At 62.6% G+C, this 16,943-nt stretch carries 16 protein-coding genes; 14 read left to right on the top strand and 2 right to left on the bottom strand.

Annotation, left to right across the window (positions count from 1 at the left end; translation table 11 throughout):
- From P3C39_RS31980 to P3C39_RS31955, 6 genes are all read left to right on the top strand, one after another.
- Window positions 1-2,207: VCBS domain-containing protein (locus P3C39_RS31980; protein WP_275955463.1), on the top strand; the 2,207-nt coding region annotated here is incomplete at its 5' end.
- A gap of 60 nt (window positions 2,208-2,267) precedes the next feature.
- Window positions 2,268-2,639 carry a hypothetical protein gene (locus tag P3C39_RS31975; RefSeq protein ID WP_127384699.1) on the top strand — a complete coding sequence of 124 codons (372 nt, stop codon included), beginning with the start codon at window positions 2,268-2,270 and terminating at the stop codon, window positions 2,637-2,639.
- Between the two features lie 32 nt (window positions 2,640-2,671).
- Window positions 2,672-3,430, top strand: a complete 759-nt coding sequence (locus P3C39_RS31970; protein ID WP_275955009.1) for a lytic transglycosylase domain-containing protein — start codon at window positions 2,672-2,674, stop codon at window positions 3,428-3,430.
- Window positions 3,431-3,522: 92 nt separating this feature from the next.
- The gene (locus tag P3C39_RS31965) at window positions 3,523-4,719 is read left to right on the top strand and encodes an ABC transporter substrate-binding protein (RefSeq protein ID WP_275955006.1); all 1,197 of its coding nucleotides are present in this window, start codon (window positions 3,523-3,525) and stop codon (window positions 4,717-4,719) included.
- Window positions 4,720-4,752: 33 nt separating this feature from the next.
- On the top strand, window positions 4,753-5,457 hold the full coding sequence (locus tag P3C39_RS31960; protein ID WP_275955005.1) for a thermonuclease family protein: 705 nt from the start codon (window positions 4,753-4,755) through the stop codon (window positions 5,455-5,457).
- A gap of 151 nt (window positions 5,458-5,608) precedes the next feature.
- Window positions 5,609-6,361, top strand: a complete 753-nt coding sequence (locus P3C39_RS31955; protein ID WP_082826542.1) for a GGDEF domain-containing protein — start codon at window positions 5,609-5,611, stop codon at window positions 6,359-6,361.
- 58 nt (window positions 6,362-6,419) lie between these two features.
- On the opposite strand, the gene P3C39_RS31950 is transcribed toward P3C39_RS31955, so the two are convergent.
- Both P3C39_RS31950 and P3C39_RS31945 read right to left on the bottom strand, forming a co-directional pair.
- The gene (locus tag P3C39_RS31950) at window positions 6,420-7,967 is read right to left on the bottom strand and encodes a GMC family oxidoreductase N-terminal domain-containing protein (protein WP_275955004.1); all 1,548 of its coding nucleotides are present in this window, start codon (window positions 7,965-7,967) and stop codon (window positions 6,420-6,422) included.
- Window positions 7,968-8,009: 42 nt separating this feature from the next.
- A complete protein-coding gene (locus P3C39_RS31945; protein ID WP_013529856.1) occupies window positions 8,010-8,687 on the bottom strand; it encodes an FCD domain-containing protein in 678 nt (225 codons plus the stop codon).
- Window positions 8,688-8,890: 203 nt separating this feature from the next.
- Here P3C39_RS31945 and P3C39_RS31940 point away from each other — a divergent pair, with 203 nt between their 5' ends.
- The 8 genes from P3C39_RS31940 (at window position 8,891) to P3C39_RS31905 (ending at window position 16,940) form a co-directional block, all read left to right on the top strand.
- A complete protein-coding gene (locus P3C39_RS31940; RefSeq protein ID WP_275955003.1) occupies window positions 8,891-10,519 on the top strand; it encodes a choline dehydrogenase in 1,629 nt (542 codons plus the stop codon).
- A gap of 290 nt (window positions 10,520-10,809) precedes the next feature.
- A complete protein-coding gene (locus tag P3C39_RS31935) occupies window positions 10,810-11,961 on the top strand; it encodes a cupin domain-containing protein (protein WP_024505127.1) in 1,152 nt (383 codons plus the stop codon).
- Window positions 11,962-12,016: 55 nt separating this feature from the next.
- Window positions 12,017-13,174 (top strand): hypothetical protein, encoded by a 1,158-nt coding sequence (locus P3C39_RS31930; protein ID WP_013529859.1) that lies wholly within the window; start codon window positions 12,017-12,019, stop codon window positions 13,172-13,174.
- A gap of 9 nt (window positions 13,175-13,183) precedes the next feature.
- Window positions 13,184-13,591, top strand: a complete 408-nt coding sequence (locus tag P3C39_RS31925) for a RidA family protein (protein WP_024505125.1) — start codon at window positions 13,184-13,186, stop codon at window positions 13,589-13,591.
- A 26-nt stretch (window positions 13,592-13,617) separates the two neighbouring features.
- Window positions 13,618-14,238 carry a glutathione S-transferase family protein gene (locus P3C39_RS31920; protein WP_275955001.1) on the top strand — a complete coding sequence of 207 codons (621 nt, stop codon included), beginning with the start codon at window positions 13,618-13,620 and terminating at the stop codon, window positions 14,236-14,238.
- Window positions 14,238-15,167, top strand: coding sequence for a 5-formyl-3-hydroxy-2-methylpyridine 4-carboxylate 5-dehydrogenase (gene fhmpcd1, locus P3C39_RS31915; protein ID WP_027163704.1), 930 nt, complete (start codon window positions 14,238-14,240; stop codon window positions 15,165-15,167). The genes P3C39_RS31920 and fhmpcd1 overlap by 1 nt, the downstream gene beginning before the upstream one ends.
- 130 nt (window positions 15,168-15,297) lie before the next feature.
- Window positions 15,298-16,128: an ABC transporter ATP-binding protein gene (locus tag P3C39_RS31910; RefSeq protein ID WP_013529863.1), complete on the top strand. Its 831-nt coding sequence runs from the start codon at window positions 15,298-15,300 to the stop codon at window positions 16,126-16,128.
- On the top strand, window positions 16,125-16,940 hold the full coding sequence (locus P3C39_RS31905; RefSeq protein ID WP_275955000.1) for an ABC transporter permease: 816 nt from the start codon (window positions 16,125-16,127) through the stop codon (window positions 16,938-16,940). Before P3C39_RS31910 ends, P3C39_RS31905 begins: the two co-directional genes overlap by 4 nt.
- The last annotated feature ends 3 nt before the right edge of the window (window positions 16,941-16,943 follow it).

Below are 16,943 nucleotides of genomic sequence, written 5' to 3'. Positions count from 1 at the left end.
TGCTCGACAACACCTCGGGTGACAACACCAACGCCAGCTTCGCGGTGGTGGTCAAGGACGCCGACGGCGATCCGGCACCCGGCGGCAACCTGGTCATCAACATCATCGACGACGTGCCGACGGCACACCTCGATATCGGCAATGTGACGGAAGGCGCGACGCTTAATGTGGATGCGGCCAACGGCGTGCTGCTGAACGACGTGCCGGGTGCTGACGGCTATGCGGCCAGCGGCGCGGTGGTCGGCGTTGCCGCCGGCAACAATACGGCGAACCCGGTGAGTGGCGGTGTCAATCAGGTGATCACCGGCCAGTACGGCACGCTGACGCTGCAGGCGAACGGCGCGTATATATACAAGGCGACGGCGGACAAGATCTCGGCGAACGCGACCGACACCTTCGTCTACACGATCAAGGACGGCGACGGGGATCTGTCGACGACGACGCTGACCATCAGTGTCGCGAACGTGACGCTGACCCCCGTCAACCAGACCGGCCAGGTCAACGAAGCGGCGCTGGACGTGGTGACCGATCCAGGCGACCTCGGTCACGGTGCGGTGACGGGCTCCAACCCGTTGAGCACCGCCGAGACGATGACGGGCCAGCTCAATGTGGCGGGCACGGGCATTACCTACACGCCAATCTCCACGACGACAGCGCATGGCATATTCCAGCTGCAGGCCAGCGGCGCCTGGACCTATACGCTGACGTCGCCGTTCAACAGCGGCGCGGTGCAGGGCGCCAACACGCTGACGGGCGCGGAAAGCTTCATCTACACGGCGAAGGACGCGAACGGCAACACTGTGGCCGGCACGGTCAAGATCGACGTCGTCGATGACGTGCCTGCGATTGCCTCTATTGAGAGCCAGATCGTCGCCAATACTGCTGGCTCGCATGCCGGCGCTTGGTCATATACGCCTGGCGCCGACGGACTGTCGACGATTGCGATTTCACTGGCCAATCAGGCGAGCGTATCACAAATCGACCATTCAACATCGACCTACGACGCTGCCACCGGCACGGCCAAATACACGGCGTTCTTCGACGCCGCGGGTACGCAGCCCTACTTCACGGTCACGATGAAGGCGGATGGCACCTACAACTTTGAGGTGGTCAATCCCGTCCCGACGATAGTGGTAACAGATACCACAGCCACCAATGCTGGGAGCTTTGGTGGCAACAATTATGGGCTTTATCTTGAGCAAATAGCTATAAAGAACAGCATAGCAACTCCCCTTCATACGGACATACTTTTTACCGGAAATTCGGGATGGATTTCAGGCACGAATCTCGGCAGCCAGGCGACAATAAACTCAAACAACAATGGTTTGGGCGTAGGCTCCGGACAAACATTGGACAATAAAGAATCGATAACGTTGAAATTCCTTCAGGGAGATGGCGACAAAAACGCCGCAACCCACCCGACGACCGCAGTTGGTATGGACCATGTCAAGATCAATTTCTTGGACGGGTCCAACGGCGGGGTGCTGACAGGCAGCTATGCTGTTAATGTGATTACTTATGATCAGAACGGAATTGCCCACGATCAGGGTAGCATGAACATCGTCAACGGCGTTCTAGACATCAGCTCGGCCAGCCTGATGTATGGAGTCTCCATTATCAATACCGGCAACACAGGACTGCTTATTGGCGGTACCACCACCAGCGTGACAACCGCCACCGAGATACCCCACGACGTCGGGTTGCACTTCAACGTCGATGTCGTGGACGGCGACGGCGACAAGGCCAGTCATGGCTTCGACATCGTTGTCGACGCCAATGATGGGCACCAAGCCACGCTTACCGGTGACTCCACCTATGACCCCAATATCCTGTCGGGCGGACCGGGCGATGACATTCTCGTCACCGCCACGGGCTACAACGTACTGACCGGCGGTGCAGGCGCCGACACGTTCAAGCTCGAGCATCTGGATATCAAGGATCTCATCACCGACTACCACGGCGCCGGCCCCGGTGGTGAGGGCGACAAGATCGACCTGACCGCGCTGTTCGACAAGTCGGCTGCCGGCAACATCGCCGACTATGTACACTATGACACCAGCACCAAGACGTTGAGCGTTGACACCGATGGCACGGGCACCTCGGCCAGTTTCGTCGACGTGGCCTTGCTGCAGAACGCACCTGCCGCAGGCACGATCACGATACTTTACGACGACACGGCGCATGTACCACACCCGGCCACGATCTAACGCCATAGCGCGTGGCCACGCGACTATGTTATACGTCGCTATTATCTAGGGGAGCTCAATATGAAACGTTCTGCAAGACTGCTTGTTTCCGCTGCGACGCTGTTGCTGGCAGTCGGGTCGACGGGGTATGCCGCCGACATCATCGACGGTCCGACGGGCGACTATTGCCGTGTCGTCGGCACCTCCAACCTGGTGCTGAACGACAACATCGTCGATCTGAAGCAGGAGGTTGTGAAGCTGATGGACGAGTCGGTTGCCGTCGCCAACAGCTCGGAGTGGATCAACTCGTCGCGGCCCGTCTTCGTCTGGGCGTCGGAGGCCAAGGTCGCTTGCGGCAAGGCCTATGGCTACCTGAAGACGAACTACAAGGACGAAGACACCCTCAACAAATGCGAGTGTTTTCACGATCGCATGGTCGAGTACATGCACTGACCGGATAGGCGAACCGACGCCTGTTGGCCATCATGACAGCCGACGGATCATTCTCGAAGGCGATCGCAGGCGCGATCGCGTTCGTCGGCTTTGGCCTCACTGTCACGCTGGCCCACGCCAACTGGCTGGAACGGCCTTTTGTGGAACAACAGCAGCCGTCCAGCCTGACGCGGCCGGCACACTGTGACACTGCCACGGAGTGGACCCGGCAGGCATTCAAGGCGTTTGCCAGTTGCCAGGCATCGATCTATGGCCTGGAGCCGCTGCTGGCGCATGCCGTGATGGAGATCGAAAGCGGCTTCGATCCCGGCGTGCAAGGCGCCGATGGCGAAGTCGGCCTGATGCAGGTGATGCCGGCGACCGCTAGGATGCTCGGCTTTCGAGGTTCACTGGACGATCTGAGCGCGCCGGCGGCCAACATCGCGCTGGGGGTCAAATATCTTGCACAGGCCAACAGGCTCGCCGCGGGTGATCTCTGCACCACCGTCATGAAGTATCGCGCCGGGCACAATGAAAGCCGGTTCTCGGCCCTTTCAGTCCGCTACTGCCAGCGTGCGCGGGCAATCCTGGCAAGGGAAGGGATCGAAGTGACCGGGCCTTTGCCGGTGGCGACGTTCGGCTTTTCCGCATTTTCGCCAGGCGAGGAGGGTGGAGCCTCTGCCCAGGCAAAGGGCGTCTGCGTGCGCCGCGTGTTCGTGCCCGGGCCGCGATACATGAAATGCGCCGACTATCGAAGTGCTGGGCAAGCAAGGCAGATCAAGGCGCTCAGAGGCAGGCTTTTCGGCGGCTAAAAGAACTACAGACGGCACTGCAAGTCCGCCGTAACATGCGTTGAAGACCAGACCGGGAACAATATCCGGCGGCACATAGGGGTGGAGCATTCATGGAAGCTGGCCGACAGGTCCACCGTCCGCAGACATGGGCAATCGCCTTGGCGCTCGCCGCGATCGTGTCGGGCTGCCAGTCGAAGGGCGGCGTGTCCGAAGTGCTCGATCCGGCGGCGGTTACCGCGCCTGCCGGGCAGAACGGCGCCGCCGGTGCCGGTCCCGTCCAGGCGACCCAGTCGCTGGGCACCGGGTCGACCAAAGTCACGATGCTGCTGCCGCTGTCCGCCCCTGGAACGGCCGGGGAAAACGGCAGGAAGATGCTCGATGCGACCAAGCTGGCGATGACGGATATCGGCAACGGATTGCTGGCGCTGACGGTAGAAGACACCAAAGGCGACAGCGCACTGGCCGGCAAACTGGCGGTTACGGCCATTACGACGGGGTCTAAAGTCGTCATCGGCCCGACCGAGCTGCCGGCGGCCCAGCATATTGCCACGCTGTCGGGGTCGAAGCGGCCACCGGTTCTGGCGCTCGCCGACAATTTCGCCGGCGGCCCCGGGGTCTATGCCGTGCTCCTTGGCGAAGCGGACAGCGCCGCCGCGGGCGCCGCGGGACTGGCCGCGAAAGGCAGCAAGAAGTTCGTACTGCTTGTCGCGGATGGCCCAAACGCCGGCGCCATGGAGAAGCGGGTCGCAAACAGCCTCAGCATCTACGGCGCGGCGCTCGCGGTCACTCTCCGATATTCTGCCGGCGACGGCGCGAAGACGGTCGACGAAATGGGCTCACTCGTGGACGCCCCCGACGCCGTCATCGTCGCCAGCGGCAATGGCAGTCCGTCGCCTGTCCTTGCCGCCCTCAAATCGAAGGGCATTCCGGGAAAGACGATCTCCGTCGTCGGGACGAACCGTTGGCTGGAGCACCCCATGGATCCGCTCTTCGAGGGGGCGTTTATCGCCACGCTCGATCCAAGCGAAACCGGGCCGATCGCCGACCGCTTCAGGACGACATACAGCTATCCGGCTGACGTCAATGTGGCCTACGCCTATGATATGGTTGCCCTGACGGCAGGGATTGCCAGCGCGGTCGGGCCCGATGGCTTCAGCAAAAAGGTTCTTGAGAATCCAAACGGCTTTCGGGGGTCGACCGGCCTGTTCCGGTTTCGGGCCGACGGATCCAGCCAACGCTCGATGCCGTTCTATCGGATTGAAAAAGGTGCGCTCAAGCTGGTTGCCAAATCGACGTCGGGTTTCTGACCGGCGCAAATCCCTGGGATCCTGTTCAAGCTGATGGCCAGGCCGGGCCGCAGCCGCTTGGCGATCGCACTTGGAAGCCTCCTGCTCCTGGCCGGGATCCTGCTGATCATTCAGGGCGGGGCGTTGCTTTCGGTCGATCGGCCTGTCCGTGCCCGGTCGCGGGATGTTGACGATACCCAGCCTGTCCGGCCGGTTGCCCGGGTTGCCGGCGCACAACGCCTGGAGCCGGCGCGCAAGGTTGCTCAAGACCTGATCGCTCCGCCACGGCTTGGTCCCGCTGAGATCGAACGGACCGAGCCCCGTCCGCCGCTCAGCGAGCTCGGTCTCGCCGTGCCCCCGAAATCGCCGATGCCCAGGGATTGGCGGGAGGTCTTGCTCTACCGCCCGGTTGCCACATCATCGGCGATGTTCGAAGCCATGGGCCGCAAGGTGGTTATCAGCGGAGTGCGAGGCATCGATCTCGACAGCTCCTGCTCGTTTCATGACGTCACCTGGCCTTGCGGCGTGCGCGCCCGCGCCGTTTTCAATTCCTGGCTGAGGGGACGCGCGCTGCACTGTTTCGTACCGCCGGACGTCGAGCGTTTTGCCGTCGCCGCACCGTGCAGGCTGGGCAAGCAGGATGTTGGCGCCTGGCTTGTCTCCAACGGCTGGGCCACGGCGCTGCCGAGCGGCATCTACGGCAAGGCGGAGGCGACAGCCAGAAACGCCGGGATGGGCATATTCGGCCCGGCACAATAGGCTGTCATTCAATCCCTGATGTTTTGTTTGTTAACCGCCACGGGCGCAGCCTTGATGGGGTCATCGCGCAATCGATTAAATTGCAATGTTCCTTGAAACTGAAATTGCAACACACCGGCCTTATACAAGCCCATCCACAGGAGATCGGCCAGTGACAAAGACTATGGCGAGCACCACCGACCAGGCATGGAAAGGCGTCGCTTTGCTGACCTTTCTGGGAACCGCTGCAATCCTGGGCGTTTCCGTCGGTCTCAATTATCTGCTTCTGTTCTCGGAGGCGCTGACGCCATTTGGGCGCAGCATGGTCACGGCAATCCTGTTGCCTGTTGTTCTTGGTGTTCCGCTTTTTCTGTTCGTTGGATTGAAACAGATCGAGCTTCGTCGCTATCGCCGGGAACTCGACAAGTCGGCAACCTTCGACACCACGACCGGCTGCCTGAACGGAGCGGTCTTCACGTCGATGGTCGAAAAAAGAACCGCAAGGCCGTCGGTGCCGGGGCCGAAATCCGGCGCCTTCCTGGTCATCCATTCGGAGCATCTGCGGTCCATCAACCTGCGCTTTGGTCTTGAATGGGGCGATCAAGCCTTGCGGCTCATAGCCTCAACCATACAATCGTCAGTGCGCGCGGAGGATCTGGTTGGACGTATGGGGACGTCGATGTTCGGGGTTTTCCTCGCCGGCGCGACCGAAGCAGAAGCCAGGGAAATCGGCGAGCGTATCAGGGCGCGCATCGCACAAGTCTATTTCGCGCCAAAAGGCACCGAGGATGCCTTGACGGTCAAGGTCGGCGGCGTGGTGTTCGAGAACCAGGTGGAGTTCGCGGACATGTTCCGGTCCGCCGAGCAGCGCATGGCCGGCGTCCAGGACGGAGCCGCGTTTGAGCTGACGCATCTCCATAGCTGATAGTCGCCGGGAAGCAGAGCCATTCGGAACCCAGGGGAAGTGTCGGATGCGGCCGCCGTCACGCGGCCGCCGGGGTAACCCGTGAAGACGCCGCCCAGGTTTCGGCGATGGCGACGATCGCCGCGTTGATCGGTCCGCTCGGGATCGCCGGCATCACCGAGGCGTCGACGACAAAGGCATTGTCGAAGCCGTTCAGCCGCAAGTCAGGATCGACGACGGCCTCGGTGTCACGACCCATCCGGCAGGTGCCGGCCGGATGGTGATGGGTGGAAGCAGCCCTGGCGATGAAAGCATCGAGTTCGGCATCGGACCGAACCGGTGCGCCTGGCAGGATCTCCGTATCGCGCCATTCGTCCAGGGCCTCATGATGGCCGACCATGCGCGCCCGCTTCAACGCCATCCTGAATGTCGCGCGATCGTGTTCGGTTTCCAGATAATGCGGGTCGATGACCGGCGCATCGTTGCGGCCCGGGCCGCTCGGTGTGATGCGCCCGCGGCTTGTCGGATGGGTGACGCCGCAAAGGATGGTAAAGGCCGAGCCATAAAGCGGGGCATTCAGGCCCTCGGCCGCCGACGGAGCGACGACGCAGGCGAGCACGATATCGGGACTTCCCGTCGAGCGGGTCGGGTCGTCGCTGTGCAGATACATCAGCGATTCGGAGTGCTGCAGGCGGGAAGGCGGCACCGGCTTTTTGGTGCTGTAGACATTTCCAAGAGCCAGCAGATGATCCTGCAGGTTGCGGCCCACCTCGCTGCGATCGGCAAGGCAGCGTATGTCAGCCTGCTTCAGCGTATCCGGGCAACCAATGCCCGACCGCATGAGGATGAGCGGCGTGGACACGGCGCCCGCGCAAAGGACAATCCGGTCGGCACAGAGCGTTCTGGTCTGGCCCTCGCAGACCACGCTCACGCCCGTGACCCTGTGGCCGTCCAGCACCAGATGCTCGACCTCGTGGCCGGCGAGCAAGGTCAGGTTCGGCCGCGCCATGACCCGCGGCGGCAGATAGGCGTCGGCGACGCTCAGGCGCTTGCCGTCGCGTATGTTGAGTGAATTGGGGCTGGTGCCGACCAGCTCGCCGCTGTTGTGGTCGCTCAGGGCGGGAGCCCCCATGGATCGCCCGGCGGCGATGTAGGCACGCACGACCGGACTGACCTCGGCGTCCGGCAGATAGACGTCCAGCGGGCCGCTCTTGCCGCGTGTTGGCCCGTCGAAAGCGGTGAAGGCTTCGCTGCGGATGAAGCCCGGCAACAACCCCCGATAGGACCAGCGCTCGCCGCCGGCTTGCACCCAGGGTTCGAAATCATCGGGATGGCCGCGCACATAGGCCATTGCATGCAGGCAGCTCGAGCCGCCGACGATCCTGCCGCGCGGCCATTCATGGACGCGGTTGGCGGTGAAGGGCTGGGGCACGGTCCGGTAGCTCCAGTCGTAGGCGCGGCCCTGGAGCATCGTCCATTTCAGCGGGTCGGCGATGTCGGGATCGGCCGGCATCGCCCCGGCCTCGATGAGGCCGACCTGGCACGACCGGTCTTCAGTGAGACGGCTGGCAACAACCGAGCCTGCAGATCCCGCGCCAATGACCAGCACGTCGAAATGACGTTTCAATTTGAAATTCCCCGCACAGGCTCGATGTCAGAGGTGATGCGATCACGCGGCAAAGGCGCCGGCATTCGACCGTTCCATGATCTGTCTCTGCACCGACAAAAGGTGCGCGCGCATTGCGGCCTCTGCCGCTTCGGGGTCGCGCTGCGAGATCGCTTCGGCGATCAGGCGATGCTCGCCGTCGCGGTGAGCGATCCGCTTGGGGCAGGTGGGTGCCGCGGTGCGCGCAACCTTCACTCGCGCATCGACACCGACCTGGCGCAGCATCTTGTAGAATTCCGCGGCGAGATGGTTGCGGGCCGCGGCAACGATCGCGAGATGGAAAGCGAAGTCGACCTCACCCGACGGGGCGTTCTCCGGCGTGGTTGCCGCGTCGAGGATCCGCGCCGTCTCGAAAGAGGAGGCGCGCAGCGACGCCAGTCGGGCAAGGCCCGGCTCCATAATCAGGCGCAATTCCAGGACCTCGATCGGATTGGTTACCCTGACCAGTTCCTCGCCATATCTTGGAAGGGCGGTCGGCGCCCGCCTGGCGCGCGCCGGTTTGAGGTCGCCTGAAAGGCGCAGCACTTCAAGCGCCTTGCGAAGCTGATGGCGCTTGACGCTCAGATGTTCCGCAAGATCGCGCTCGGACGGAAGCTTGCCGCCGCCCTGCTGCAACTGGCGGACCGCGGCGATGATGTCGTCGAGATCAGATGGTCCGACCTGCGGCTCGAATGCGCTCAAAACCAAATCTCCTGTCCGATCGGCAGACCGCCGACTCAACGTCCCGACATCATATTGTGACACGAAAACCTGTTCGACGGCACTCAACCAATTCAACCAATCTACAACTGTACGCAATGGTTGACAACACCAGTTGCGCGATGGTTGACTGCCCATGTCGACGGTTGCCATCGCGGCAGACGTCTTTCTCCCGAGGATCACGCATGCCGGCTGGCGAAACCTTTGACTACGTCATTGTCGGTGCGGGATCGGCCGGCTGCGTGCTGGCGAACCGGCTGAGCGAAGACCCTGCCGCGTCGGTGCTTCTGCTGGAGGCGGGGGATTGGGACCGCGATCCGATGATCCACATACCGCTCGGCTGGGGCAAGATACTGACCGAGCGCCGCCACGACTGGATGTATTTCTGCGAGCCCGAGGCCAATGTCGGCGGCCGCAAGGTCGAATGCGCGCGCGGCAAGGTCATCGGCGGCTCTTCCTCCACCAACGCCATGGCTTATGTGCGCGGCAATCGCGGCGACTACGATCGCTGGGCGGCAAGCGGCCTGACGGACTGGTCGTTCGACAAGGTGCTGCCCTACTTCAAGAAGCAGGAGCGCTGGGAAGCGGGCGAAAGCCGGTACCGTGGCGGCAGCGGCCCGCTGAACACCCAGTTCTGCCGCTACAAGGACGAACTGATCGATGCCTTCGCCACAGCCAGCCGTGATGCCGGATACCCGCAGACCGATGACTATAACGGCGCCATACAGGAAGGTTTCGGCCGGCTGCAGATGACAATTGCCAACGGCCGCCGTTGCTCGACCGCAACCGCCTATCTGCGGCCCGCCATGCGGCGCGGCAATGTCAAGGTGCTGACCGGCGCGATGGCGACGAAGATCCTGCTCAGGGATGGCCGCGCAGCCGGCATTGCCTACACCAGAGGCGGGGCGAGCCATGAAGTTCTGGCGCGGCGCGAAGTTCTGCTTGCCGGCGGCGTCATCAACACGCCGCAGCTGATGATGCTGTCAGGCATAGGCGACAGCGGCGAGCTGGCGGCGCATGGCATCGAGACGAAGGTCGATCGTGCGCAAGTCGGCAAGAATCTGCAGGACCACGTTTCGGTTATCGTGATGTATCGGCGCAAACAGCCTGGACCGTTTCTCAAGATGATGCGGGCCGATCGTATCGGGCTGGATTTCGTCAGGACTTATCTCACCGGAAAGGGCTTTTCGGGAGATGTGCCTGGCGGCGTCGTGGCATTCCTGAAAAGCGACACAAGCCGGCCGTTGCCGGACGTACAGCTGCTTTTCACCGCCGCGCCGCTTGGGGCATGGCCTTACATGTCGCCGTTCAAGGCGCCGTTCGCCGACGGCTTTGCGACCCGTATCGTTGCGGTGCAGCCGGAGAGCCGCGGCAGCGTCAAGCTGGCGTCGAGCGATCCGGTTGCCGCGCCCCTGATCCATCAGAATTTCCTGTCCTCGCAGCGCGACTGGCAGTCGCTTCGCGCCGGCTTTCGTGTTGCACGCAACCTTGCCAGCCAGCCGTCCATGACCCCGTTCGTCGGCGCGGAGTTCTTCCCCGGCCCGAAATGCGAGAGCGACGACGAGATCGACGAGCATATCCGCAAGACCTCGATCACCGTGCATCATCCGGCCGGCACGTGCCGCATGGGCGTCGATGCGGCATCGGTGGTCGATCCGGAATTGCGGGTGCGCGGCATTGCCGGGCTTCGTGTCGTGGACGCCTCGGTCATGCCAGACCTCGTTTGCGGCAACATCAATGCGGCAGTCATCATGATCGCCGAAAAGGCCGCGGATCTGATCCGCAGCCGCGCTCAACAGAGCGTGGCTGCCTGATAAAGTGGCCGGAATACAACCAAAGTCTTTTGGTTGAGACTGAAAAACTGCGTTGGTTGGACTGTCATGCGCGCCAGCATGGCCGTGACGAAGCGGCTTCACGCCCCGATTGTGAGCTGAATTTCGTGAGTTTCTAGGCTGTTTCTGCCTATTTCTGGGCATTTGCCTCTCAAGAATGCACCTCAACCAAAAACTTATAAAATTCGCAATTTGGGTATTGTCGAGCAAAACCAATGCGAATACGGTTGAGTTGGTTAGAAGTATTTTCTTCGTGACGAGAGGTGTCCGATATGTCCCTGGCGCAACCAGCTAACGATGTGCTCACCAACAAGAAGGCGGCACTCAAGGGCCTCTACGACGCCCTCTACGCAAAGAACATGTTTCCGTTCTGGGCGACGTCGGAAGGCGTCGACCATGACGAGATCAAGCAGTTGATGGCGACGTCGAAAGCCGTTCCCTTCGTGTGGTCCTATTCGGACATCGAGCCGCTGCTGCAGCGCGCCGCCGAACTGGTGACCATGGACGACAGCGAGCGCCGTTCGCTGATCCTCGTCAATCCCGGTCTTGCACCCAAGCGTGCATCGGTCAGCACCATGTACACCGCCTACCGCCTGAATGATCCCGACGAGATCATGCCGCCGCACAAGCACTCGCCGAGCGCCATCCGCTTCGGCCTGACGGGCAAGGGCAATTTCACCGGCGTCGAGGGCGAAGACGTGGTCTTCGGCCCGGGCGACATGGTGCTGACGCCCAACGACGCCTGGCACAATCATGGCACCGTTGGCGGCGAGCAGGCGGTCAACCTGTCGGTGCTCGACCTGCCGCTGGTCGAAACGCTGCATGCCGTCCATTTCGATCACAAATACACCGAGATGGTCGACGGCAAGGAAGTCGAGAAGAAGGTGCAGACCGCCCGCTATCCCAGCGACTACTCACAGCGCATCTATGGCGAAGGTGGCCTGATGCCGCGTTTCGTCGACCACAAGCGCGGCGGCGGCCTGTCGTCGCCGATGTATGTCTATCGCTGGGAGAAGATGGAAGCGGTTCTCGACGCCCACAAGGATTGGGATGGCGACCCCCATGAAGGCATCGTCATCGACTATGTCGATCCGACGACCGGCGGACCCGTCTTCCACACCATCAATTTCTACGTGCAGATGCTGCGCCCCGGCGAGAAGACCTTGCCGCAGCGCGAGACCGCCAGCCTGCTCTTGGCGCCGTTCCGCGGCAACGGCCATTCGATCATCGACGGCAAACGCTATGACTGGAACCAGTTCGACACCATCGCCATACCCGGCGGTTCCTGGGTCGAGCATGTCAACGGCTCGTCGAGCGAGCCGGTGATCTTCTTCGGCGCCACCGATGCGCCGACGCAGAAGGCGCTGCTCCTCTACAAGCGCTGGGGCCGCAATCAGGCCGGCGATCTGCTCCGTCTCGTCTAGTTCCGGTCCTCCGGCAGGCAATGTCCGCGCCGCCATTGGCGGCGTGGACATCGAAATGGAATTTCAGCAGCAAGGGCGTATGCATTTGGTTTCGGCGTTCAACACAAAGCAGATCGGCCATGTCGACTGCCCAGGCGGCGGTCAGGTCTGGGTCGACGGCAACATCCTTTATATCGGCCACATGCGGCCGCCGAGCGGCACGACGCTGGTCGACATTTCCGACCCGCGCAATCCGCGCAAAATTACGACGATCGATGTCCCGCCCGGTTGGCACTCGCACAAGGTGCGCGCCAAGGACGGACTGATGATCATCAACCACGAGCGCTTTGGCGACGCCGGCCCGGCTGATTTCGGCGGCGGACTGGCGCTCTACGACACCACCAAGCCGGCACAGCCGAAGCTCATCTCGAAATGGATAACCGGCGGCAAGGGCGTCCACCGCTACGATTTCGACGGCCGTTACGCCTACATATCGCCGACCGCCGACGGTTATGTCGGCAATATCGTGATGATCCTCGACCTGATCGATCCCGCGAAGCCGGTCGAGGTCGGACGCTGGTGGATACCGGGCCAGTGGACCGGGGGCGGCGAAGAGTATCCTTGGCACGACTATGTCACGCCGCGCTGTCACCATCCGCTGCGAATGGGCGACAGGCTCTATGTCAGCTACTGGCATCATGGCCTGTTCATCCTCGACATTTCGGACATCACCAAGCCGAAGCTGGTCTCGCACGTCAATTCGAGCCCGAGCTTTCCGCATCCCACGCACACCTGCCTGCCGATTCCACAGCCGCTCAAAGGCCGCAACATCATGGTGGTGGCGGACGAGGATGTCGCCAAGCTTCGGCCATCGCCGCCGGCCTTCACCTGGATTTACGATATCACTGATGAGACCAACCCGTTGCCGATCTCGACCTTCCAGGTGCCGGGCCTCGACACGGACGGTTCACCGCAGCCGCAGATGACCGGCTGCCATCAGCCTTCCGAGCGGTTCAATGGCACCGTCATTCCGTTTGCGTGGTTCGCGCAGGGGCTGCGCCTCGTCGACATCGCCGATCCGTTCGCGCCAAAGGAAGTCGGTCATTTCATGCCCGACGCGCCGGAGGGCGCGGAGCGTTCCTCGTCCAACGACGTGACCATCGACGACCGCGGCATCGTCTACCTGATCGATCGCATCCGCGGCGTCGACATCATCGAAACCAGCGTTCTCTAGGGGGATATGTTGAGCGACAGCACGCGAAAATCCGCCAGCCACTACGCCATCGGCAACAAGAACCCGAACCTGCCGTTTCATCCGGCGGTGCGTGCCGGCGATTTCATCTTCGTCTCGGGCCAGGTGCCGAAAGACGAGAACAACAACATGATCAGCGGCACGATCGAAGAAGAGACGCTGGCGACGCTGAAGACCATCGCGCGCGTCATCGCGCATGAAGGCGCGACGCTGTCGGATGTCGTGCGGATCACCACCTATCTTGAGGATACGCGCGATTTCGGCCGCTACAACAAGGCCTTCCTCGAAGGGATCGGCGACGCCGTTCTGGCGCGCACGACCGTCGAGGCAAAAGCGGTCATCAACACCAAGATCGAAATGGACGCCATCGTCTACAAGCCGCTGCCGGCGAGCAAGTAGGCCCTGGACACTAGCGAGGAGACGACATGTACAAGCTGTTAGGCCGCCAGACATCAGGCAACGTCCAGAAGGTGCTCTTCATGCTCGAAGAGCTGGGAGCGTCCTACAAGCGCGAGGATTATGGCCGCCAGTTCGAGAACACGCAGACGGCGGAATACAAGGCGCTCAACCCGACCTCCAAGGTGCCGACGCTGGTCGACGGCGACACCGTGATCTGGGAGTCCAACACCATCCTGCGCTATCTCGCGGCATTCGGCGGCGAACAGTTGAATGGCGCCACGCCGGCGGAAAAGACCGAGGTCGAGCGCTGGATGGACTTCCTGCTGGCGGCAGTCAATCCGGGCTATCTGGCGGCCTTCAAGGGCGCCAAGCTCACGCCCGAGGAACAGACCGCCGAATACAACGAACAAGTGAAGGACCTTGTCGCGCAGCTCAAGATCGTCGACGGCCACCTGGCCGGCAAGGACTTCCTGGCGCTCGGCAAGCTGACCCTTGCCGACATTGCCTGCGCGCCGATCCTGAAGCGCTGCGTCGACTTCAAGATCGACCGGCCGTCAATGCCCGATCTGGAGCGCTGGGTGGCCGCGATCGCCGCTCGGCCGGCTTTCAAGGCGGCAACCACTGCTGCTCCCGCAAAGGCCGCATGATGATCAAGCGCGCCGCTCTCATCGGACTGGGAACGATGGGTCCAGGCATCGCCGCGCGGCTTTCGCGCGGCGGGCTCGATGTGACGGCGTATGACGTTTCGCCAGGGGCAATCGAGCGCGCCCGCGGCATGCTCGATCTTGCCGGCGGCGTGCTCGACCGTCTCGACATCGAGGCGCCCGGGACTGGTGCCGGCAAAGTGCGTTTCGTCGAGACGATCGCCGAGGCCGTCGATGGCGCCGAACTGGTGATCGAGAACGTGCCCGAGAATATCGACATCAAGGCGCAGACCTATCGTGACATCGATCCGCTGATCGGCCCGTCCGTCATCGTCGCGTCCGACACGTCGGGCATTCCGATCACCAAGCTGCAGGCGCATATCTCGCATCCCGAGCGGATGGTCGGCATGCACTGGTCGAACCCGCCGCACATCATCCCGATGATCGAGGTGATCGGCGGCGAGAAGACCGCGCCTGAAACCGTGGCTGCTATCCGCGATCTCATCCGCTCGATCGGCCTGCTGCCGGTGGTGGTGAAGAAGGACGTTCCAGGCTTCGTCGAGAACCGCGTGCTCTATGCGCTGCTGCGCGAGGCGGTCGATCTTGTCGAGCGCGGCGTCATCGAGCCGGAAGACCTGGACACCTGCGTGTCGTGGGGCATCGGCTACAAGATCGCCGTCATCGGCCCGATGGCGCTGCTCGATATGGCGGGGCTGGATATCTACAAATCCGTCTCGTCCTTCCTGAACGCCGATCTCTCCAACCGCGACGATGTCGCGCCGATGGTGCTGGAGAAGGCGGCTGCGTCGAAATTCGGCATCAAGTCGGGCGAGGGCATGTTTGCCTACACGCCCGAGCAGACAAAGGCGCTGCAAGGTGAACGGGCGCGCAAGCTCGTCGCGGTGCGGCGCATCCTGGAAGGCCGGGAGTAGCCAATGTCACATGGTGCGCACAGGGCCAGCCGGTTTGAGGAGTTCCACCGGTCGGCTGTTTGTGTGAAGGGCGCCTTCGCCATCAAGATGGTGCGGGTGCGGCAGAAAACAGCGCGCGGGGCGACAAGCCATGCGCATTGAAACCATCCGAGCCGCCGGCGACAGGCCGGCCCATATCCGCCATGACGATCTAATCTCCGCCAAGGGCGTTTCGGTGGTCATGGCCCGTCAGCTGATCCTCAGGAACATCGATCTTTCGGTGCCAAAGGGATCATTCGTTTCCCTTATCGGTCCTTCCGGATGTGGCAAGAGCACCTTGCTCAAGGTGCTGGCCGGGCTGGTGCAGCCTACCCAGGGCAGCGTTTCGATCGCCGGGCTCGCGCCGGTCGAGGCGGCGCGCAAGCGGATGATCGGCCTCGTCTTCCAGGACGCCAACCTGCTCCCCTGGAAAAACGCCGTCGACAATGCCTCGATGCTGCTCGGCATCGCCGACAAGTCGCTCTCGCGCTCGGATCTGCGGGCGCGCGGGCAGGAGATGCTGGAACTGGTGGGGCTGGGCGACAGCGCCCACAAGCGGCCAAATGAGCTGTCGGGCGGCATGCGGCAGCGGGTTGCCATTGCACGGGCCCTGGCGCTCGATCCGGCGGTCCTGCTGATGGACGAACCGTTCGGCGCGCTCGATGCCATCACCCGCGATTCGATGGGCCAGTCGCTGCTGGAGATCTGGCAGCGGACCGGCAAGACGATCGTGCTCGTCACCCATTCCATCGACGAGGCCATCCATCTGTCGCGCCATGTTCACGTGCTGGGGATCAAGCCGGGACGGATCACCGAGAGCCTCGACATTGCGCTGCCTTACCCGCGCGACCTGTCGGTCACCGAAGATCCGGAGTTCGTCAGGCTGGTGGTCCAGTTGCGAACGATGCTGCGCTCCAGCCATCAACCGGGAGGCGCGTCTTGAGCGACCAACCCATAATCGACCTTTCCGAGCCGCGCCTCACCTCCAGCTGGAGTGCGGCGACCGGCAGCTGGCTGCCGGCTGTCATCCTCCTGCTGGTGACGATCGTGCTGTGGGAAGCCGCGGTGCGGATCTTTGCCATATCCGCCTTCATCATTCCCGCCCCGTCCGAGATCGCGAAGTCGCTGGTGGCGCAATGGGGCACGCTGATGCAGGCGACGCTGGTGACGGCGGGCGAGATCCTGTTCGGCTTCCTGGTCTCGGTCGTGGTCGGCATTGCCATTGCGCTGGTCATCGTGCGCTTCGATTGGTTGGGACGTGCGCTGTATCCACTGGTGGTGCTGTTCCAGAACGTGCCGAAAGTCGCCCTCGCGCCGATCTTCATCCTCTGGTTCGGCTATGGGCTGGCGCCCAAAATCGGCCTGATCCTGGTCATCGCCTTCTTCCCGGTGACGCTGTCGATGCTGGCGGGCATGCAATCGGTCGACCGCTCGCTGCTGTCGCTGATGAATTCCGTCGGGGCCAGCCCGACGCAGATCCTGTTCAGGATCCGCGTTCCGCACTCGCTGCCGAACCTGATGGCCGGAACCAAGATCGCCGCCACGTTGAGCGTGATCGGCGCCATCGTTGGTGAGTTCGCCGGGGCGTCGGACGGTCTCGGCTACGTCATCCAGTTCGCGTCGACCCAGCTCGACACGGCGCTGGTCTTCGCAGCGCTGCTGCTCGTTTCCGTGCTTGGCATCGCCTTCTACTACGCCGCCGAAATCCTAGAACGCATCGTGGTGCCGTGGGCGCCGAAATTCAGCCAATCCTAGGCC

The organism is Mesorhizobium sp. XAP4, assembly GCF_029269325.1.
GTDB classification, from domain to species: domain Bacteria; phylum Pseudomonadota; class Alphaproteobacteria; order Rhizobiales; family Rhizobiaceae; genus Mesorhizobium; species Mesorhizobium ciceri.
The sequence above is the reverse complement of the archived record's forward strand: the minus strand, read 5'-3'. Positions and strand labels throughout refer to the sequence as shown.